Raw genomic sequence first — 21,101 nt, forward strand, 5'->3', positions numbered from 1 at the left:
GCTGAGTCGAATGTGCCGGTAGACGGGGTGTAGCTGGTGGGTGTGAAGCCGGTCGGCAGAGTATCGGCAACGGTGAGGCTGTTAACAGTAGAGGGGCCGTTATTTGTCACAGTAATAACGTAGGAACTGGTACCACCAGGGTTAATTGTGCTCAGGTTATCGGTTTTGGCAATGGCAAGGTCAGCAGTGGTAGGGGGGGTAACGGTGGTGGTGTCGGTGGCGGTGTTGTTTGCGGGGTTGGGGTCAGTTACACCGGCCGGTGGCGAAACAGTGGCAGTATTAGTTAGGGTGCCGGTGGCTGTCGGGGAAACAGTGCCAATGATGGTATAGGTGGCGCTGGCACCACTATTAAGGTTGACAGTGGTGTTGATATTGTTGCCGGTGCCATTGGCTGCCCCACAAGTGCCGGTGCCAGAAGTCACCGCACAAGTCCAGTTGACTCCGGTAATTTCGGCGGGGATGGTGTCAGTGACAGACGCACCGGCCACGTTTAAAGGGCCGTTATTTGTCACTGTGACGGTATAGGTGATGGGATTACCCGGATTAACGGTAGTAAGGTTATCTGTTTTGCTAATCGTGAGGTCTGCGGGAATAAGGGTTGTTTTGATAACCGATTGAGCACGGGTTTGATAAGTTAGCGGCTGAACTTTTCGATCCATAAAAGATGTGCCACTAATAGTGGTGACATCGTTGGTGGTGGCCCCAGGATTTGGGGTGGCGCAGAGGTTTAAACGAATGCTTTGTCCGGGGGTTAAAATGCCAGTGTCTAATGCACCATCTCCATCTGTATCTGTGAGGTTGACTGTGTTAGCTTCATCGCGCAAGACGACAGTGTAATTTGGGTTAGAACCGGCCAAAGTTAAGTTAATGATATCATTGGTAAAAAAGTTATTTGTAACGGTAAAAATGTGGCAAACTTGGGTGCCAATGGTGGTGCTTAAAGTGGTGCTATCGGTGATAGTAAAGTTGCCGGCGCGAGATGGGGATTGGTCAAAAACAATTAAGCGTCGGCCATCCGCGTTTGCTTCTACAAGACTTTGGTTGTTGTTAGAAAATTGATTAATTGTCAGGTTCCAGACTCCTGCATCCCCAACACCTGTACCGACGGAGGTAGTGCCTGTAAGGGGAATAGCATCTTCACCTGCGTTGAGAGTACCACCTCCATTCCACACCCCATTAACTCCAGAAGTCCCGTTAACTATTGCCCCAGAAGGTCTTGTGTAGGTGACAATATTCGTGCCAGCGCCGAGATTTTCGTTAAGGTCAAAGTTGCGTAATCCAAGATTAGAGGCACCAGGACCCACTAAGAAGTAAAAGGGAAGGTCGAGAGGTAAGCCGCTATTTTGTTGAACGGTACCTTGGAATTGTCCAATTAATGCTTGTGATGAACTTCCTACGACAGTTGGGACGCTAATTGAAAAGGTATTGTCATCATCATTAAGGCTGAGGGTGTTGTCGTTAAAAATAGGGCCGGCACCGGTTTCGCTGGTGATAGTATAAACGCCGGCTGTGCTAACAGTAAAATTAATAATTGCACCGTTAGGAGTACCGCTGGCGATAGTTTGTGTATCTAAAATTTCGCCGGTAGGTGAAATTAGCTCAAACCGAGTCGGGTCACAATTTGTATTTGGGGGACAGCTAACTACGCCTACACCGCCAATAGGGACGGTACCACTGCCAATTTCATCTAATAGACCGTTGCTTTCTGCATCGTTGACGGTAATAACCAGCGATCCACCACTGGCATTAAGCATATCTTGGGTAATGTCAATAAAAAAGCGGTGAAGTCTATCGGTATTGCTGCTTGGAATCCCGCCATTGGGATTACAGTTTGGTGGGATTGTACCCAGGTTATCTGTGGTGTACCAGTCTCCCACACTGGCGCAACGACCAAGACCGCTGGTTTGGAAGTTTAACGAAGGAATTGAAGGTAATCTTACCTGTGCTTTGGCGCTTTGGGAAAACCCAAAAACACCGGCCACCATCACAACTCCACCAGCCAGTAAAGAAATTTTGGCATTATTATTTAAAAAATAGGGGAATAAGGTTTTCATAGTTAGTTTTCTCTAGGATTATTGTTTAATAATTGCTGCATTTAGGGCCGGTTCGGAGGTTCCAAATTCTGGATCGGTAGCAATGGCGCTGATCACATCACCGGTTTTTAATGTTTTTAAGCTAATTCCAAACCGGCCTTCTTTATCGGTTTGCACGGTGGCTATTAATTCGCTTAAGGGCCCGTAGGGGAGATTGGCAGAGTTTTTTGGCTGGGTTTTAACTCGATAAATTTCAATAATTGTTCCTACATCTGCTTTTCCATCTATGTTTACTTTGTCTCCTAAAATTAAAAATTCTTTTGCCAAAAATTGCGGGGGATTAATGGCTTTGTTGCCGGTTTCTTCTCGGCGGTAATAAGAGTTTCTCAGCGTGTTAGGCCCATCTCCTATTAAATAAGCTAAACTGCTTTCATTTAACTGATTTGTCAGGTCTATACTTAATCCGTCTAAGGTTGAAAAAGAGTTAGCGGTTATTTTATTTCTATAACTGTGCGGATAAGCTGCAACGGCAACCCCCGGCCCATTTTGTTCGCTGATTTGATTTTCTATCACTTGATGTCCCTCTCCCATTAAATAAATTGCGGCGGTTTTTCTTTCTCTTCCATTCATAACAAGGTCGTTTTTTATGATTTTGGTTGCGCCTTGGGTTTTAAAGAAAAATATAGCGCTTCCTGCATTTTGACAAATCATGTTTTCGCTGATTTCGCTGTTAGTAATTTTGCCTTCAAAATGAAGGCCGTTCGCCATTCCTGAATAACCATTGTTGGCGATAATATTTCCGATAATTTGGGTGTTTTCTGCAATGCTGCCGGTAATAATTCCGCTGCCGGTGTGGTTAACTATTTGATTTTGCTGAATAATTGTGCCTTGACTTTTAAATATCAAAATTCCAAAGGCAGAAGACGACGCACCGGCCCCAAATTGGTTTTTTTCTATTACCACATTTCGAGGAATTTGTAAAGGTTGCTTAAAAGTTTCATTGGAGATTTGGTTAAGAGATTCTGCGGGTAATTTATCGCTAATTAAGATACTGGCCGGCAATACAGATGCAATAGCAGTTTCCCGATTTTGATACCGGCTATTAAATCCATAAAAATTCAATCCCCTCACAGTTACATCCCCAGAAACTATCGTTAATCCTCGCAAAACTTCTACGTCAGCAGCGGGGGTAAGGGTAACAAGCGGCTGGGGAATTTTTGCGTTAAAGTTTGTTTGTTGATTTTGGCATATTTGGGAAACAGCTATGGGTGAGTTGCTTGAGTTTTCGATATAACCCGGTTGAGTTGTGCCGTCAATAATGGCCGGTGCTTGAATTGCCGGCAGTTCTTTTATTAATTTTATTGTTGTCGCGTTTTCAGGTAAGTTAAATGTAATTAAGTTGGCGGTTTTTTCGTTGTCAGTCTGAGGTACAATTTGTGCTTTTTCTGCCAAGCTAAGCTGAGATACAGGCAAATTTCCATTAACAATTTCGATAGCTTCGCGTAAGGTTAAGTTGCCATCGGGTGTAATTTCTCCATCTAAATTGCTATTGACACTTAAGCGAAAATAGGATTGGGCAGGGGTTGGATTTATAGCCAACATTAAAAGGGTGATGGTGGTGATGGTGGGGGGCAATGTCCAAGATACAATCAGTTTTGTTTTAAGCATGATTTTGTTCAAATTCTCGTTTCTCAGCTTTTTTTTTAACCGCAGATAAACGCGGATAAACGCGGATGTTTTATTTGCCTAGGGCTAAGTCTGGCGATTTTTTGGCTTCGGTTGTTTCGGGTTGGCGTGGGGGTGGTGGGGTGGGTTTTTGTAAACCAAAACCGCTGAATAATTCGTTTAATTTTACGGTTAAACCAATATAAGGCCCGCTGGCGGAACGGGAAGCGTCAAAGTCACGATCTGATATTTCTCCAAATACATAACCGGCAGCAAGGCGTAAATTTGGAGTTAGATAATAGCCGGTTTCTACGACCAAACCAGTTTCACTATAATTATCTGCCGGTTGGGTAATCCAGCGTACCTCCCCCACGAGATCCCACTGATAGGCAAAACGGTAAGTTGTTCGCAGTTGATTAAGGTATGTTGTGCCACTGCCAATTAAATCACTTGCTAGATAAGAGGTACTCTGACGCAATGCCGTTTTGCCGTAAAATTCCCATTGCCAATTAGGGGCATAAATGGCTTCTAAGGCAAATGTGTGATCGGTTCCGCCGGTGCCGGTGCCAAAAAAGAGAGTATCTGGAATTATAGAGGGATTTTGGCGATATTCATAGCGTAATAAGGCATTAAATTGATCATTTTCTGGATCTCGATAAGCTAGACCTAATCGTAAATTTTTGCTATCTCCCAAAGCTTCGAGAAGTTGGTTAGAACTTGATGCCTGTTGATAGCGAAATAAAGCCATAATTGACCGCGAAATTTTTCCATTAGCTGTAGCGGCAATTACAGTGTTACTTCCTGCACTTGAGTTTCGATGTTCGTAACGGGCGGAGGCTTGAAAATCGGGGTTATTTGTATATTGAATTCCCAGACTATACGAGTCTCCACCACTAACTCCTAATGCAGAAGCACCACCTCCATAAGCGTAGGGTTGGGCGTATTGTACACCTGTTCCTCTCCTGCCAAATAAGTCGCCAAAAATATGTTCATAGCTGCCGTCTATTCGCAATCCTGGGGCGATTGTCCAGCCTTGACGTATCCCGACGGCACCGGTCATTGCTTGAGCATCTACAAACCCAAATCGGCCTGTAATTGTTGTATCTTCTCCCAATTTATAATCTCCCAAAAAGTCTAAACTGGTAATCGAATTGTTTTCAAATTGTCCGCCAGTGAAAAATATATGACTTAAACGAACTGTAATCCCTGGGTAGGCTGTCCAATCAAGGGCTAAAATTGTCCTGTCTGGATAGATATAATCTTGTTGTGAAGTTAATCCTAATTCGTTTTGGGCACGAAATACTAAGTTTTCGGCAAAGCGATAAGTTAAACGTGATCGCAGTTGCGAAGATGTGCTGTTAAGAGGGCTATTTTCGCGCACATCTTCTCGATTCCGGCTAACCCAATCTAACTCAAAGGTGGCATCATTTCCTAAGCGTTGTAATAAACCGGCAGAAAGGGTAGTTAAAGAGTTATCTTGTTGGGTTCCTGGCACAAATTCTAAGCGCGGTTCAAATAAATCTGCATAGGAGTTAAGGGAACGTGGGGCTATGCCTTGATTTTTTTCGTGATCGGCGTTAAATCTCAGTTGAGTTGTTGATGTAATATTTGCCGAAACTTGTCCGCCGTAGCGCGTTTGACCGGCCACAAAAGAGGTAGTTGCATTATTACTAAATCCGGCATCCGTTGAACGATAATATAAGCGGTAGTTAATCGGAGAACTATTAGAATTATTCTCTACTCCTGGGGTAGTAAAAATTTCTGTGTTGCCAAATAAAGCTGCACCTTGTCCGAGTCTACCAGTTAATTCTAGGCGATAGGCAGAACCGCTTACTCGGCCTTGAAATTCTGAATCATTGCTTGAGTGTGCATATTCAGCAATTAACTGATTTCTGCCAAAAGAAAGAATGCCATCTGCGCCATAAAGTTCAAAATCTCTTGCGCCGCGATCTTCTCTTAAATAAGTGGCGCCAATCCATGAAGGCCGTCCTAAATCTCGTGAAATATTGTACTGTAACCGGCCTCCCATTACACTTGTACTACCATCCCGATTTTCATATTGATAAGTTCCCACAATTCGCCGCACTAAAACACTTCCCAAGGGGTCAACTTCTACGCGCAAAATAGGCCGGCGAAATAAAACTGTCCCCCTGTCATAATCAATTTCGTAATCTGTTCCCCGCGTTAATTGTTTGCGATAAAGTACGGTTCCTGGTCTTTCTAATTCTTCGACTTCTAAGAAAATATTTTCGCTTCCGGGTAAGACTAAACGCCGGGATAAAAAGTAAAATCCACTCGTTCCATCGGGGACAATAGTATCTCGTTGAAATCCCTCTACATCGCCGCTAAAAAATCCGCTAAGTTGTAAATCTCCGAGATTGTAATTTCCTTTAAATCCGTGTAATTGTCTGGTAATAGCGGTGAATTGTTGTGATTGGGTGGAAAATTCGGCTAAGCCATAATCTCCCCACATAAAATAATCGGGATTTGCACCCATAATGTTAGGGGATCTTTCAAATCGCAAATACAAACTATCTCTGGATGGGGTGACAGTTTCGCGTGTACAGTTATCGCCGTAGGTAGGATAATTTTGTTCGTAAAATTGCGTGTCTCTAAATAAGCGGTCTTGACTTCCGCAGGTTTCGTTTAAGGTACGATAACTATTAAAAGCACCTGTAAATAACCACTCTCCAAAGGTGCCGGTGGCAAATGCTGCGCCTCTGGCATCAAATTGATAGCTGTTATCGCTTCCATAAGGTAAAAAATCTCGGAATCTTCCCCAATAATCGGTTCCCCCACGTCCAAATCTGAAATCTACTACGCCGGTCATTAAACTTGGTCTTAAATTGGTTTCAAATTGTATTTGGGTAAAAGCTTCTAATTCTGGTTTTTGCCCTTCGTTAGCAATGCCATTGTTTTCTATTTCTAGGGGGGTGTCCGACTTGAGGGTAACGGCGCGAATTCTTACTAATTGTGCTGCGATTCCAGATTGCAATGTGGCTGTAAATTCGCCGTTAATTGCTTTGACTTGAAATCCCGGTTGATCAGTATCATAATCTGTACTAATAAATCTGCCGGCGCTGGCGGCTAAGGTAATAATTGCATCCCTGTTTGACCGATTGCCTTTTTCGTCTAAAATTTCCCCGATAATTGTTGCTGTTGAACGTCCATCCGCAGGGATTCTTGTTTCTTGTGTCCTGATTTTTAATTGCGCTACGTTTCCTCTTACGGAAATGGTAATGGGGGGTTGAAAATTGCTGTTTGGAGGAGGATTTTTAATCGCTATTTCTAGGGTGTTTTCTCCTTCTTTTAATGGCACACCATACCAAGTCTGGGTTGTAATGTTGCTGTTTTCATCGGTTTCGGTTCTGCCAATTAAACTCGTATCCACCGGCACTCCATTTACCCGCAATTCTATTTCTAATCCTGCTGAATATTGCAAAATTACCGTTGTTGCCGGTATGTCTAAAACCGCTGCCGGTGTTGGAGAAATAATCTTTACAAATGGTGCTGAATTCTGTTGTGTTTGAGGGCTATTTTCTTGGGCAATTAAAACTCGATTTCCCTCCGCCACCGGCCTATTTAATGTGTTCTCACTTGTGCCGCTTTTTATGCCAGTTATGTCATTAATTCTTGAAAAAGTGCCAGCTATTGTGCCAATTTGGTCAGGATTTGATAACAGGGCGTCTACCAAACTGTCATTATTTCCTGTCTTTAAATTTACGGAATTTGAAGGGGTAGAATCTTTATGGGGTAGGGCTTCCAGCGAATTTGTACCGCCTGAAATAGCTCTGTTTTTTGACGTAGTTTGCCCAATGTACCCCGTTAAATTACCAGAATCTTGAAAATTAGTCAAGTTTTGCTCTAAAACAAAATTATACTGAGTATGCTCTTGCAAATTTTCGCTAGATGTGGTATGCGTAGTCGCCTTGGCTGGACGGGAAACCAGAGAAAGTGTCCCTAAAAAGGACATCAGAACTAGAAATTTATAATTTTTTAGTATCAACATATTGGGTTTTGGTTTTTTAACCGCAGATGAACGCAGATGAATGGGGATAGGTTTTTTGTTGGGGTTTTTGGAGTTTAAGGTTGGGGTTTTAACAGTGAGTTTCCTTCTGGTTGAAAGGCGGGGGTTACGGCGAAGTTCATGCGAACTAATCCTCCGGGTTCTAAACGTACTAATCTTGATTGAGAGTTACGTTCGATAAAATAATTGTTTGGCGCAAATGTGTAACCAGGTACGCTGGTTAAATCTAAAACTCCGGTTCGATAACCAGGTAAAACATTCGCTACTGAAAATAGGCCATTTGCATCTGTTGTAATGCGGTTTCCGTCATCTAAGAAAATTACGGCATTTGGCATTCCCGGTTCTCCATCTTGTTGTTCTCCATCAAAGTTTTTATCTACGAAAACTCGTCCAATTAACGTACCGCAATCAGCTACAATTCCGGGGCGAATTGCTAATAAATGACTCGCCGGCCCATCTTTCACCTCCCCATTATTATCACTACGTCTCCCATTTACAAAAGCTAAATTTCGCCCATTTCCTCGCATCGCATCTGGTGTCAAACGCGCCGCATAAGCAATATTTAAAACCCCCCTCGCTGGTAACGAAAAGCTTGCCGGTGCAGTAAATGTAATTTCTCTGCCGTTATTTTTTGCCGTAATTTGCACCGGCCCATTTTCCAATTCTCCTCGCGCCGAATCTCCCAAAAATGCTAACCCTAACGGCAATTGATCCGTAATATTTAAGTTATTCACCGGCACCGATGACAAGTTTCTCACAGTCAACCGATAAATCACTGTATCCCCCGGTTCCGCCGCCATCCGATCAGCGGTTTTAATAACTTGAATTTCCTGCGCCTCACAAACCGCCGTCGCTAAATCAAACGCTGCTAAATCTAACCGTCTTGTATTCGGATCTTGCAGATTAATCGTGCCGGTTGAACTTGTATTTCCCGACGTCGCATTAATAGACCGGCCATCCAAAGCAGTCGCCGTATAATTAATCACTCCATTCTCATTTCTGCCTACATCAATCCGAATTCTTCTTTCACTATAATTAGAATCTGGCGGCGGAATTACCACCAAAATATACCTCCTTCCCGCCTCAAGTTGACCGCTACCAAAATCAAGCAAGAAATTATAACCACCCTGATCACCATTTGTTAAGAAAAAGGGATTACTGTTTTCTTCATTTGGTGAACTCCCCACCGGAATATCATTATTAGAATTATCAGGAAACTCGGTTTCTCTTAAACTAACCAATCTTCCTAAACCTGTGCCCGTCGGATCATTGCCATCCGCCTCATAAAGCGCCACCCGAAAGCCGGTGTAATCTGGCAATAATTCCCCAGCACATCCCGTAATTCTTCCCAACGGCGAAGTTAGCGCGTTTCTCACCACCACCGGCGGAATAATCAACGTTTGCGACACCGGCACATCCTGTGTCCCCACCGTCACCGTTACCGACGTCCCGGTTGTTGGCGTTGGCGTCACCTGCACATCCACCCCCACCGTCACCGTCCCCCCCGGCGGAATAATCACCGGCGTTGGTGTCGTCACCGGTACCGGCGGCGTTGGTTGCGGTTCTGGTTGTGGTTGCGGTTGCGGTTGCGGTTCTGGTTGCGGTTGCGGTTGCGGTTGCGGTTGTGGTTGCGGTTCTGGTTGTGGTTGCGGTTCTGGTTCTGGTTCTGGTTCTGGTATCGGTATCGGTATCGGTCTCGGTATCGGTGTCGGACAGCCGGTGATTTGCTGATTTGCGTTTCCCGCATTCGTCACACTGTATTGCACACCCGTCACAATTCCTGACCCAAAAATGCCATTTCTTTGAATACTATTTGTATCAGGAACTTGAAATCTTAAAGCCGTTTGCCCAGGATTTGTTACCACAAACTCGAACCTTAAAACATTACCTTGCTGACTATTAATACCCGTCCGAATACTATTTACTTCCCGCGCAAAATCTTGACGCAATTGTGTTAAAAGTTCCGTTTGATTTGGCACCGCCGCCGTCATCGCCTGAAAAGCTGCATCAAAAGCCGTATTTGCCGGAGTATTTCGATTACTCGCACTAAGAGACGCAATTGCTTGCTGAGTTGCAGTTTCCGCCTCACCAACACTCAAACCCCCCGAAACTAATTGCGCTTTTACCAAATTTGCAAATACCGAAACTCCAACTTGTTCCGCTATATTTCTATCCAAATTTTGAATAAGATTTGCCTTAGTAGGAACCGCCTGCACAATGGCATCCCTCGCCACTGTTGCCAAAGTTCCAAATGTTGCCGAAGTTGGTTGTCCTGCTAAAGCAATCGTAGCAGCAATTACCGCTTTTGTTGCTTCCGGTTGTGTAAAACCAAGTTTAACTAATTCATCTGCCAACGCCCCACTAAAAGCACCCACTGCTAAATTATTATTACCATCAACAATTCCCCCCGGTGTCACCGTTGCAGTGCCATTTCCCACAAATCCTAATAAAGTTGCATTTGATAACACATTAATCGGACTAGCATTCACCCCATCGCTATAACTAACTCCCGCTTGGTTTTGAATTAAACACTGCGGTTGTTCTTGCGAAAAAGCCGGCATCGCCACCCCAAACGACAAAGGCAAAACCACAGCAGACGTAGAAAGTGTAAAATTTATTAATTTATTCATTTTCGATTTTTCATAAATAAGTTAAACATCTCTTGTCCACCCTCAATTACCTAACTTTTACTTGATAACTTGCCCTAAAACTTTCTGGCACAACAGGACTATCAAACACATAACGAATATGCGTATAAACATCTGCTGGTGCCGGTTGAGTTTCAACTTTTCCGTTTGGTAAAGTCACTTGAATAGTTGGATTTTCTGTAAAAGTATTCCCGCCATCAATACTGTAAATAATCCTCATTTTTGCCGTACCCATTCCCGCCACCTCCGCCGAATTTAATACATACATTGTCTGGGCTGGAATTAATTGGGTGACGACAAAATTATTCACCGGCATTTTTTGACTTTCCTCTCCCCTCACCGTATAAAGAAGAATGTCTCCGGGTTGCACTACTGCCGTTTCTCCTAATGCTTGCCAACTTACCTTATTTTTGCCATTTTCATCCTTGACAATTACCTGTTTTTGTGCATTTAAAATTAGCTTTAATTGATTGCGAACCTCCGCACCTCGGAAGTTTGGCGCTTGACTCAATACCCCAGCCGTACCAATTAAACCGGCTAAACTTGCCGCAAAAATTGCCAAAATTCCAACTTTAAAACCAAATAAATTTTTCATAGCTTTGTCATTAATTAGTGGTGATTTGTGCTTGAAATTAGGAAAAAATTATCAATTTTGAATCCGCCAATTTTAATTAACCCTCCTTTGAAAAATAAAAGTCCCCGATTGTGTTGGCTGGACAGGATTTCTGACTTGTAAAATATATTTAGTCACATCAGTATCTAAACTGATGCCGGTGATATCCCCAACCGAATTATTAGCCGGCCTGCCATTAAAAAATCGAATAATTCCCCCCGTTGAATCCACAGCCGAACCCGGCACATTACTCGTATCAATTCCTGTCGTCGCGTTATTATCTTGATCCGCATTATCATTATCCAACGCCCAACTATTGCCATTAGGATTACTCGCTGAATCAAAAGTCGTCCCATCTTCAACCACCGTAATATTATTAGCAGTTAAAATTAGATTTCCCACCGGCCCGGTTTCGGAAATATTGGTATAAGTAATCCGAAACTCAATTAAATTACCCGGTGAGGGATTTTTTGTATCATTGCTAAAGACATCTTGACCCGCAGGAACCGCAGGGCCGGTGCCTTGCAAAATTCGCGTTTCTTTTGTAACTTTCAAAAAGCCGGTATAAACCCGATTAATCACCGTATTACTCGGTTCACCGGCCCCAGGAACCCCATCACCATTACTATCAACAAAAGTAGTAATTGGCACCGGAAATCCCGTCAATTGTGGCACCGAAGGTAAATCAATATTGACGTTGTAATCGATACTTTGATTTGGCGCCACATTGGGAATCACAATCGGCGGTTCAGCAGATGTAAAACCGCTTGTGGGATTGTAGGTATAAACAACGCTTCTGCCACCATAATTAATCGTGACTTGTGTTCCCGCCGGAATACTATTAATGTTGGCCGGTGGAGTTGGTAAAAGAGTAATATTAATAGGCGAAGCCGAAGTATTTTGTACCGTATTTATGAAATCGACACTCGGAGGATCAACCGGCAAAGCTGGGTCAATTCCAGGGGGAATAGGGGCTGATTTATTGGCAAAATCATCATTATTTTGACTCGGCCCCACTACAGCGCTATTACCTTGAGGGCCATTCGCCAGAGCACCCGTAGCAGCGGTAACTGTATAAATTGTTGATTCGCCGCCGGGGCCGATGCCGGTGTTATTGTTGCCAGTATCAATGCCGGTAATAGCAGTGTTGGCGATGCCGTTGGGGATGATCGGGTTGCCGGTGCTATCGACCGGAGGTGGTGTACCATCATCGTTGAAATTAGCAGGGCTTTGGTCGCCCGACTCGTCATAAACAGCTTTGTTGGCAATTCCTGGGGTAGCGCCAAACACTTGTGAGATATTGGCGATAGTTGTGCTGTTGGTGATGGCGGAGGTAATGACAGTAAAACTAAAGCCGGTAACGATGGTACCTTTGGCAATGGTGCCCTCAAAGATAAAGCCAATGCGGGTTACGTTGGCGAGTCCGCTGATCGGTTGGTTGTTGGGGTTGGTGAACCATTGTGCTTGTAAGGCGTTAACGGTGGTGGGATCGTCGCGGGTAAATACCACTTGCCACCCCGCCGGCGGTGTGGGAATGGCGGTGAGGACGGTGCCGGTGGGGATGACATCCGATATTAAAATGCGTGTTACTTGGCTGTTGTTGAGAGTGATCGGGGTGCCGGTGAGATCGGCGGGGATGATGTTTGTGCTGCTACCGGCAGGGGTTTGGTTACGGACTTCGAGAGCAAGGTTATAGGTGAGGCGGTCGTCTGTTGGGTCGGCAGGGTTGCCAACATTACTCGCCGCCAAGGTTTTATATAAGGCCGGCAATGCTTGGGGTGGGGCACCGATGGTGATGCTTTGGCTGGCGCTGGCTTCGCGGCTGCCATTGATGGGGTTGCCGTTAGCTTCGCCGTTGATGCCAGCATCCGGGTTATCAACAGTGAAAATGTCGGTGTCTTCGGGTGTACGCGGTTGATTTTGGCTGTTATTGGGGGTGTTGCCAAGTTTGACGCTGAGACTGTTGCCGTCACTGGCATCGGCGTTTACGGTGACAGGAACGCGGACTCGAATTGAGCCTTGTTGGGGAATAGAGGCGGTGAAGAATTCGGCAGCCGTGATCTCTATCCAGGTTTGGCCGCCGTCGGTACTAATTTGGAGGTTGCCTGTGACAGTGCCGGGGCCGGTGATGTTGGCGGCGTTGGGGATGCGGAAACGGGTGGGATCGTTACCAACGTTGGTTACGGTGAAGTCGAAGTAAAGGAGGTCGCCTGGTTCGACGTCGCTGTTACCGTCTACTTCTGTAATGCCGCTTGGTGTGACGGTGATGCCGGCAACTTCGGCTACGGTGATAAAGACTTTGTTGGAGGTGACGGAGTTGGTTTGGCCGGTGGTTGGATCTTGAAAAGTGCCGGTGGCTTCGTTTTCGATGCGGGTACCGGCGGGGGTGAGTTGGGCTAGGGTGAGTTTTGACATTATTAAAATTGTCAAAGGCAACAAAATGAGGGCAATTAAGCCGTTGCTTGGGTTATTTTTTTTTTCAATTTGTTGGGAATTTTCCTGATGTTGTTGGTTTTGCCAGAAAGGGAGGTTAGCGGGTTTGAAACGAGGCGATAGTTTTTTGTTTTTGGCTTTTTGAGCTTTTTGGGGTGGTTGATTTTCTTTTGTCACTGCCAAATACTCCGAGAAGATAAATTTAGTTATTTTTAGGCAATAAAATTTTGTGTGTTGTTTTGGGAATAAACAACACGTTATAAGAATAAGCTGGTCTAAAAAGAGGATTTTTACGCGCTAGACGTTAACTAATTTTTTGGCAAAAAAGTTTCGTTAGCTACAGAAAATTTTCCTGTAAAAGCAAAAATACTCAAGGGATTATGTAGATGCTTCCTGAAGGTACACGCCGTCGGTGGGGTTGGACAAGTTTGTTTCCAAGCCAGCCGGAGGGAGATCCCCGGTTTCTGCTTTGTTTTGGTTTGCCCGTGTTTTGTATTGCACCCGATACCCATCTGTAGCCAGATATTTTTTTTATCTGAGAAATTGTTTTTATCATTTTTTTACCCCCTTTGTCTAGTAGGGAAACGTTTATTTTTGGGGAGAGTTTTTTTGAGGCTGACAATTTTTGAGGGTGGCCCGTAGGCTTTTGGCGCAGTTCTTGAGTTGCGGTTCTATTCTAGTTGGGGTCTAGGTTTTGGTGTATAAGTTCGTTTGTCTTTTGGTTTGTAACAAGTGCCCACCGGCACCGCCTTGAGATTTTTGGAAAAATTAATTATTCAGAAATTTAAGGTTTTCCTGGCTGGGGAATATTTAAAGATTAAAAAAATGGGAGATTTTTAGCTATAGAGATATTTTTGTTTTTGGGAGTTGGCATATTGATTAAGAAATATCTGCGAATTTGTCTGTTTTTGTGTGTCGGAGAGGCTGGCAATAATCACTGCTAGGGGTTGCTTTTTTGCAGGAATTATGATAATAAGAACCTAAGCTTTTACCGCCTTTTTCTTATAGGGATGTTCAGCAATTTTTCCCCACCCTTACGTTATGGGTAGGGGGGGAGAGGTTAGAGTATGCCAGCCAAAACTAAATGCTTTTAGTATCAGTTTGTTTGGGAAGCTTTCACCCATTTATTGGCAAGAAGAGTTTTTCTGTGTTTTCTCTGCGAAAAAAGGGCAATTCCTGCCAAAGCAAATAAGCCAAAAAGTTGCTGAGGTTCGGGGACGCTTTCTGCTGGGGGTAAGGTGGAGAGGGAACCGTTTTTGAGAAAAACAACAGAATCCATGAGGCCGTCACCGCTATCTTTGAGGTTGATGGTGAGGGTGTTGCGAGCGCTGCGGTTGAGGAGTCCTTGAAAGGTTAGGGTTTTGGTATAGCCGTCCAATTTGGTAAGGGTGTTGGGTGCGGCGGGGTTGTTGATATAGTCTGGGTGATAGGGGCCGGCGGGGTTAGCAACTAGGTTGCTGATGGTGACATCTGAGCCATCGCTGAGTTTGGCGAGGTTGACGCCGTTGAGGAGAAGTTGAAATGAGTCGTTGAAGTCTGGCTCGCCGCCAAACTCGGCAAATTCTTCTGAGCCAAAAACGTATTCAAAGAATAATTCGTTGACTGAGTTGTTGGCATCAAAGCTGATGTTGAGCGAGATGTCATCGCCGGTGGTGCCTTCGATGTCGAAGTCGTTGCTGAGGTCGGTGGCGAAATCAAAACGTTGTCCGTCTTCTGTATTTTGCCCTGCAATGTCGGCCATACTGCCGGTGCTGAGGGCGATGCCTGAGCCTAAACCAAAGGGGTCATTTTCAAAAAGGCCAAAGGCTTCGGGAGAGCCGGTGGTTGAAACTGAGAAGTTGCTCAGGCCGGTGGTGTTGCCCAAAAGCGAGTTAAGTAAGGTAGTGGTGTTGCTGTTTTGGGTCAGGGTAAATGCCTTTACCGGAAGTGTGGTAAGGCTGGTGATCGCTGCAAAGGCTAATAGGGCCGTTGTGCCGGTGATGTATTTCATGGTTCCCTTGCCCCGGTCGGGTCGTAGATGCTGTAATTGTATGCCTATCTTTGGGTTAGCGGAAAAGCGGGTTAGAGGTGTGAAGTTACCTATTTCTACGCTTGCTAAAAAATCAGGCTTGTGTCTAGCTTGCCACAACCGAGTAAAACGGTCTTAACTTTAAGGAAAATTTTTACAAACTTTAATAAAATTTAAAGAAATTGCACGGTCGAGCCCGTGTTTTCCGCAGGAGATGATGAGAATTATGTTTTGTCGGGCTTGAAAACGAGTGTATATACGGTTTTTTATGATTAGGGAACAGAAAAACCCGGTCTCCCATCAAGAAACCGGGTTTTTAGAATTGCTTTGTTTACTTCATGTAGCAGAAAAGCGCTATAGCTATAACCACAAAAGGCCAAGCCTTGCTCTGTGTTGATTTAGGCGCGAAATTTATTGAATTTGTGTAGTTTTTAGGGAAAAAAGAGGCCGGTTAAGGTTCGATGGGGGTGTCGGGAATAACTTCAGGCTCAGGATTTGCCCGAACTCGGCGGATCGGTAAATTGGCGATGAGGGCGGTAGCTCGCTGATTGCTTTCGAGGGAAAATTCTAAGGCTTCGGTATCGATTTCGACATAGCGGGAAACGACTTCTAGGATTTCTTTCTGCATGGACTGTACCATCTCTGGAGAGAGGGCGGCGCGGTCATGGGCAATCACCAATTTGAGGCGACGCTTGACTTCTTCACGACTGGTATCAGTGCCGGCGCGAAATAAAATTCTGTCCAGAAGTTCGCTGAGCATGGCGTTTAGGGGTATCGAATAGAAAGCGATTAGTTTTTAGAGAAAAGTTTACGGAACCAGGAAAAAAAGCCATCTTGTTGTCCATTGAGGTCAAGAAATTCGATTTTTTGACCTTCTAACCGGCGGGCAATATGATCGAAGGCGGTACCAGCGAGGGAGGTGGTTTCGCTTAAAACTAAGGGTTCTCCCCGGTTGGTGGAAACGATAACTTTTTCATCATCGGGAATGACTCCGATGAGGGGAATTGCTAAAATTTCTTGGACATCTTGTACTGACATCATATCGTTGGCTTGTACCATTGCAGGTCTAAGCCGGTTGACAATCAATCTGATGCGTTTGATGCCGTTGGCTTCGAGTAAGCCTACTACGCGGTCAGCATCTCGCACAGAGGCAATTTCTGGGGTGCTGACGATCAGGGCTTCTTTTGCACCGGCGATAGCGTTTTGAAAGCCTTGTTCGATGCCGGCGGGACTGTCAATCAGGATATAGTCATACTTTGTTGCCAGTTCGCTGACCAAGGTGTTCATTTGGTCGGGGCTGACGACATCTTTCATGCGGTTTTGGGCTGCCGGTAATAAGACTAAACGGGGTTGGCGTTTGTCTTTAACTAAGGCTTGTTCAAGCCGACATTCTCCGGCTAAAACTTCGACGGCGGTGTACACGATGCGGTTTTCTAAACCTAATAGTAAGTCGAGGTTTCTTAGTCCGAAATCTGCATCGACTACAGCCACCTGGCGACCTAGTTTTGCTAGAGCCATTCCCAGATTAGCGGTACAGGTGGTTTTGCCCACCCCTCCTTTACCAGACGTGATGACGATTATGCGACTCATGTACTGTAGAACTTACGAACTGACTGGTTATTAAGACAGATTTGGCTTTGACGCTCAACCAGATCGCCTGTGTTTTGTTTTCCGCTTTGACTTGGGTTTGTCCCGGTTGATTCGGGTCTACCGGCAGAGGATTAAATTTACCACAGTCTGAGCGTGGCAAGTGTAGTTTGCTGTAATTTATTTGGATTTTTCGCTGCTGGACTCACGGTAAAAGCCGGCGGCTGGGGTGATGCGAATTCCGCCGGCACTGATGTGGGCGACTTCGGGATAGTATTGGCTGGGCGGTTCTGGGGCGCGTGCTACGATGTCGGCGATGCGTATTTGGGTGGGTTCCATTTCCAAAGCCATGATGATGCAGTCGGTTTTGCCACCGGCCCCTGCATGGACAACTCCGCGCAGTTTTCCCCAGATCAAAATGTCTCCGTCGGCGATGATGCTTCCGCCTGGGTTGACGTCTCCCATGACTATGACGGTGCCGGGGTGTCTTATTTCTGTACCGGAACGAATGGTTGTTTCGAGGTATAGGGGGTCGGCGAAGGCGCGGGTTTTTGTTTGGTTGAGGGGGGGTGCGCTTGAGAGTTGTTCGACGCTGTAACCGCTACCGGCGGCGGTGATGGCGGTTTGCCGTCTACTGGTGTAGACTCGCACGAGTTGCAGTTTAATGTCGCTGAGGGCGTCTGCGATGGCTTGCAGTTGTCTGCTATCTAGGAGCCGGTTATTAGCTTTAAGATAGACTTCGGTGTTCGGTTGCCAAAATCTCTCTCCGGCGTTGAGGCGTTGTTTGATTTGTTGCCAGAGGTCATTCCAGTTTGTGGCACCAGGGTTTTGAGGGCCGGTGGTATCTGCTTCTCTCGGTAAGATGATGTAAAGTTTTCCGTCTTCGCTTTTGAGTAAGACTTGCTGGTTTCGGTCGGTTTCGGTTGAGGGTTCGGCTAAGGTTTCGGTTGAGGGTTCGGCTAAGGTTTCGGTTGAGGGTTCGGCTAAGGTTTCGGTTGAGGGTTCGGCTAAGGCTTCGGGTTCTGTTGGGATGGGGGATGGCGTGGTTTCTGACATCATGCTGCTGATCGATGGGGAAAGGTTCAATGTTTGATTTTATGGCATTTCAAGTTAACGTCCTGGTTTCCCCGTCTCACTATTTATTGTACTTGGGGCGCTTTTTGGCAGACTCCCATTCCGCCTCGCGGTTGAATTGAGGGGCCGTAAATGGCTGCTTGTTGGGCGTTTGGGTTTCTGACTACGGTGTTGTTTAAGTTGGTTTGGATCAGGTTTGTGGTTGCGTCTATGCTGCTGTCTCTGAGGACGGTGTAACTTAGGTTGGCGTTTGTGAGAATGGCGCCGTCTAGTTTGACACGGTAAAGGGTATTGCGGCTGAGGTCTGCGCCGGTGAGGTTGGCGTCTTTGAGGTTGACGTCAATAAAGGCATTTGTCCGCAGACAGCTATTATTTAATGTGGCTCCAATCATGGAAGCGCCGGTGAGGTTGGCGTCGGTGAGGTCAGCGCCAGAGAGGTCGGCTCCGTTTAAGTTTGCATCTCTTAAATTAACACCTCTGAGGATGGCTCCTCGGAGTTTGGCGTTTTTGAGGTTTGCGCCCATCAGGTTGCTACCACGAAAGTCTACGCCGTCTAACATGGCGTTTTCTAAGGAGGCTTCGAGGAGTTGGGAGTTGGTCATGTCTCTGGTCAAAAGTTGCAGGTTGTTTAAAACACACCTCACACATCTTTTGGTGGTGAGAAGTTGACCGACGACTTCGTTATCTAGGGCTGCAAGGGGTGGGGTGAGGCTGAGGATTGTTAGAAAAGTTGCTAGGGCTAGATGTTTGGATTTCATAATGTTTTTTTTAGGCTTAAGTTTTGTGGGTAAATTGGCATTTTTTTGAGTTTCTGTCTGCTTTGTTTTTAAGAGAAATTGCTGATTTTGTCAAGGGGCAAACCAGATATTTTTTGTCAGAAAATACCAAAGTTGAGGAAAGGGCCGGTGTCGGGGAGGCCGGCCTGGTTGTTGCTGGAATGTTTGCTGTTGATGGGCTAATAATTAATTAACTTTTGAGGCGTTGATAGGCTGTGGCAAGGGCGTTTTCATCTCCGACGTTTCCAGGAAATAATACCACCGGCAAGTCTGGGAAAAGGGGATGTTCGGCGCTTGTTTTAACCATTGAAACTCCTGCTAATATTTGACCTAGTAAGCGGGCGGCGGTTAGGGAGAGGCCGGTGCTTAAAACGTCGTTGGAGGTGATACCGCCTTTGCTGATTAAAAAGCCGATATCTTTGGGCAGTCCGCGTACTATATCCATCAGTAAGGCGGAGACATCAGTGCCAAATTTTAGCCTGGTTTCTACGTCGTCAAAGGTTAGTTCTTGACGGCTTGTGTAGATGACTGGTGTTTGGCCGGTGTTATGGAGGTTGTGGATTTTTTCGAGAGTTTGATTGAGGAGTTCTTGGCGTTGAGTGGGGGAGTCTTGGAGTAAGAGAGAAACGTCTATTTCGATGCCGGTAATTCCTGGTTGTTTGAGTAGTTGTTCTAGTTGTTGAGTGGTTTTTTTGACGTGGGAACCAACAATAACAGCACCAGGTTTTTGTTTACGGACATATTGTGCCATGTTTTCGGGTGCCACCGGCTGCGGGCCGAGGTTAGCCAGGGAAGTTAAAATGCTGGCGGCGCTGCGAAATAAATAGCGTTTTCCTTGGCCGGCGGCGGTTAAAATATCGGTGGCAAATTTGTCGAGGTCAGTTTGAGTTTCGCCATCAACACAGCAGCAAGTATTGCCGGTTAATTTTAATAAGCGTTCCAGAGAATTTTGACGAATATCTGATAGTAAAAAGCGTTCAACTTCGCCGGCTTTAATTTGACCTTGGGTTTTTTCTTCTACATAGTCGGGTAGGTAGCTGTGATGATAGCTGAAAACGGAATCTTTGGCGAATTCTGTTTCGGCGACGGGGGTGGGTTTGTTGTTAATTATCAGGTAATGGATGCTGTCGCGGGTGATGCGCCCTCCTTCAAAAAAGGCGGGGATGAGAAAGTGGGCGTCAAAGGGGCCAAGTTCTTCGGCGATGACGGTTGTTTCGATGGGGTAGTGTCCGCGTAGGGTGGAGTCGGAACGGCTGACGATCAGGAAGTCTTGGATGTTTTCTTGGGCGATGGCTGTTTTGAGGTTGTGACAGACTTCGCGGGTGATGTTGCTGGCTTCTTCCGGGGTGAGTGCGCGGGTGTTGGTGAGGATGAAGAAAATGGGCGACTCATCGCGTAAACCAAGCCGTAGGGTGTCGATATCCCAGCGGGTGAGGAGGAGACAACTGTGGACGGTTTGGGAGCCGGTGGGGTCGTCGTCAAGTACGATGATTTTGGGTGTGCTGGTCATTTTGGCTGTTTAGATTTTTTGCGTTTGGTTTGAGTATCCTATTTATGGGGCATTTGAGTATATAGATTTTTTAATTAATTTGAAAAAATTGCGGCGCGCAAAAGCGGATTTTTTAAAGAAAGGCGGCTTGTCTGGTGTTCGTTGTTCAAATCAGTTAAAATTGCTATGAGGTTGATAATTTTCGCTTATTTGTTTTGAATTACCTAAAAAAATGCTTAAAAATCGCCGGCCTGATATTGGTTTTATTCCTACCGAACCTGAAATGATTCAGGCGGCTTTTGCTTTGGCAAATATTACCCCCAGTGATGTTATTTATGATTTAGGTTGTGGGGATGGAAGAGTTGCAATTTCCGCAGCGTTACAGTTTGGCACTCAGGCGGTGGGAATTGATATCGATCCCCAACGAATTAAAGAAGCTCAGGAAAATGCTTTGCAGGCGAAAGTTAGCAATTTGGTGGAGTTTCGTTTAGATGATTTATTTACCTGCAATTTTTCAGAAGCTACGGTGGTTTTTTTATATCTTTTGCCGCATCTAAATTTAAAATTAAAACCGCAATTATTACAACAACTAAAGCCTAATTCTCGGATTGTTTCGCGGGATTTTGATATGGGTGATTGGTTGCCTGAAAAATCGATTATGATTGCAACGGCTGAAGAAGAATGTAGGCTTTATTTGTGGCATATTCCGGGTAATTTGTCAACCGGCCATTAGGCAAAGATGACAGGG

General features: G+C 45.3%; 13 protein-coding genes. 1 reads left to right on the plus strand and 12 read right to left on the minus strand.

From position 1 onward, the window contains the following. From NG798_RS16355 to NG798_RS16410, 12 genes are all read right to left on the minus strand, one after another. Positions 1 to 2,054, minus strand: a 2,054-nt coding sequence (locus NG798_RS16355; RefSeq protein WP_261224753.1) for a DUF11 domain-containing protein, incomplete at its 3' end; no start/stop codon positions are given. Positions 2,055 to 2,072: 18 nt separating this feature from the next. After that, on the minus strand, positions 2,073 to 3,701 hold the full coding sequence (locus tag NG798_RS16360) for a right-handed parallel beta-helix repeat-containing protein (RefSeq protein WP_261224754.1): 1,629 nt from the start codon (positions 3,699 to 3,701) through the stop codon (positions 2,073 to 2,075). 70 nt (positions 3,702 to 3,771) lie between these two features. Beyond that, positions 3,772 to 7,707, minus strand: coding sequence for a TonB-dependent receptor (locus NG798_RS16365; RefSeq protein WP_261224755.1), 3,936 nt, complete (start codon positions 7,705 to 7,707; stop codon positions 3,772 to 3,774). Between the two features lie 74 nt (positions 7,708 to 7,781). After that, entirely contained in the window at positions 7,782 to 10,355 is a 2,574-nt protein-coding gene (locus NG798_RS16370; protein ID WP_261224756.1) for a hypothetical protein, read from the minus strand. Between the two features lie 46 nt (positions 10,356 to 10,401). Then, positions 10,402 to 10,968, minus strand: a complete 567-nt coding sequence (locus tag NG798_RS16375; RefSeq protein WP_261224757.1) for a hypothetical protein — start codon at positions 10,966 to 10,968, stop codon at positions 10,402 to 10,404. A 72-nt stretch (positions 10,969 to 11,040) separates the two neighbouring features. Continuing rightward, positions 11,041 to 13,596 (minus strand): hypothetical protein, encoded by a 2,556-nt coding sequence (locus NG798_RS16380; RefSeq protein ID WP_261224758.1) that lies wholly within the window; start codon positions 13,594 to 13,596, stop codon positions 11,041 to 11,043. 919 nt (positions 13,597 to 14,515) lie between these two features. Further along, positions 14,516 to 15,409, minus strand: a complete 894-nt coding sequence (locus tag NG798_RS16385; protein WP_261224759.1) for a choice-of-anchor L domain-containing protein — start codon at positions 15,407 to 15,409, stop codon at positions 14,516 to 14,518. Between the two features lie 469 nt (positions 15,410 to 15,878). Beyond that, positions 15,879 to 16,187, minus strand: a complete 309-nt coding sequence (gene minE, locus NG798_RS16390; protein ID WP_261224760.1) for a cell division topological specificity factor MinE — start codon at positions 16,185 to 16,187, stop codon at positions 15,879 to 15,881. Between the two features lie 29 nt (positions 16,188 to 16,216). Then, positions 16,217 to 17,017 carry a septum site-determining protein MinD gene (gene minD / locus NG798_RS16395; RefSeq protein WP_261224761.1) on the minus strand — a complete coding sequence of 267 codons (801 nt, stop codon included), beginning with the start codon at positions 17,015 to 17,017 and terminating at the stop codon, positions 16,217 to 16,219. A 177-nt stretch (positions 17,018 to 17,194) separates the two neighbouring features. After that, complete coding sequence (gene minC / locus NG798_RS16400) at positions 17,195 to 18,073, minus strand: septum site-determining protein MinC (RefSeq protein ID WP_261224762.1); 879 nt, start codon at positions 18,071 to 18,073, stop codon at positions 17,195 to 17,197. Positions 18,074 to 18,153: 80 nt separating this feature from the next. Then, positions 18,154 to 18,846 (minus strand): pentapeptide repeat-containing protein, encoded by a 693-nt coding sequence (locus NG798_RS16405; RefSeq protein WP_261224763.1) that lies wholly within the window; start codon positions 18,844 to 18,846, stop codon positions 18,154 to 18,156. A 208-nt stretch (positions 18,847 to 19,054) separates the two neighbouring features. After that, positions 19,055 to 20,374, minus strand: a complete 1,320-nt coding sequence (locus NG798_RS16410) for a four-carbon acid sugar kinase family protein (RefSeq protein ID WP_261224764.1) — start codon at positions 20,372 to 20,374, stop codon at positions 19,055 to 19,057. A 211-nt stretch (positions 20,375 to 20,585) separates the two neighbouring features. Here NG798_RS16410 and NG798_RS16415 point away from each other — a divergent pair, with 211 nt between their 5' ends. After that, complete coding sequence (locus NG798_RS16415) at positions 20,586 to 21,086, plus strand: class I SAM-dependent methyltransferase (RefSeq protein ID WP_261224765.1); 501 nt, start codon at positions 20,586 to 20,588, stop codon at positions 21,084 to 21,086. The last annotated feature ends 15 nt before the right edge of the window (positions 21,087 to 21,101 follow it).

It is taken from the genome of Ancylothrix sp. D3o (assembly GCF_025370775.1).
GTDB lineage: Bacteria > Cyanobacteriota > Cyanobacteriia > Cyanobacteriales > Oscillatoriaceae > Ancylothrix.

Excerpts from the sequence above, each read along its gene's own strand:
- minE (WP_261224760.1), bottom strand. The coding sequence starts at position 16,187 with ATGCTCAGCGAACTTCTGGACAGAATTTTATTTCGCGCCGGCACTGAT.
- NG798_RS16365 (WP_261224755.1), bottom strand. The coding sequence starts at position 7,707 with ATGTTGATACTAAAAAATTATAAATTTCTAGTTCTGATGTCCTTTTTA.
- NG798_RS16410 (WP_261224764.1), bottom strand. The coding sequence starts at position 20,374 with ATGACCAGCACACCCAAAATCATCGTACTTGACGACGACCCCACCGGC.
- minD (WP_261224761.1), bottom strand. The coding sequence starts at position 17,017 with ATGAGTCGCATAATCGTCATCACGTCTGGTAAAGGAGGGGTGGGCAAA.
- NG798_RS16375 (WP_261224757.1), bottom strand. The coding sequence starts at position 10,968 with ATGAAAAATTTATTTGGTTTTAAAGTTGGAATTTTGGCAATTTTTGCG.
- NG798_RS16405 (WP_261224763.1), bottom strand. The coding sequence starts at position 18,846 with ATGAAATCCAAACATCTAGCCCTAGCAACTTTTCTAACAATCCTCAGC.
- NG798_RS16385 (WP_261224759.1), bottom strand. The coding sequence starts at position 15,409 with ATGAAATACATCACCGGCACAACGGCCCTATTAGCCTTTGCAGCGATC.
- minC (WP_261224762.1), bottom strand. The coding sequence starts at position 18,073 with ATGATGTCAGAAACCACGCCATCCCCCATCCCAACAGAACCCGAAGCC.
- NG798_RS16360 (WP_261224754.1), bottom strand. The coding sequence starts at position 3,701 with ATGCTTAAAACAAAACTGATTGTATCTTGGACATTGCCCCCCACCATC.
- NG798_RS16415 (WP_261224765.1), top strand. The coding sequence starts at position 20,586 with ATGCTTAAAAATCGCCGGCCTGATATTGGTTTTATTCCTACCGAACCT.
- NG798_RS16370 (WP_261224756.1), bottom strand. The coding sequence starts at position 10,355 with ATGAATAAATTAATAAATTTTACACTTTCTACGTCTGCTGTGGTTTTG.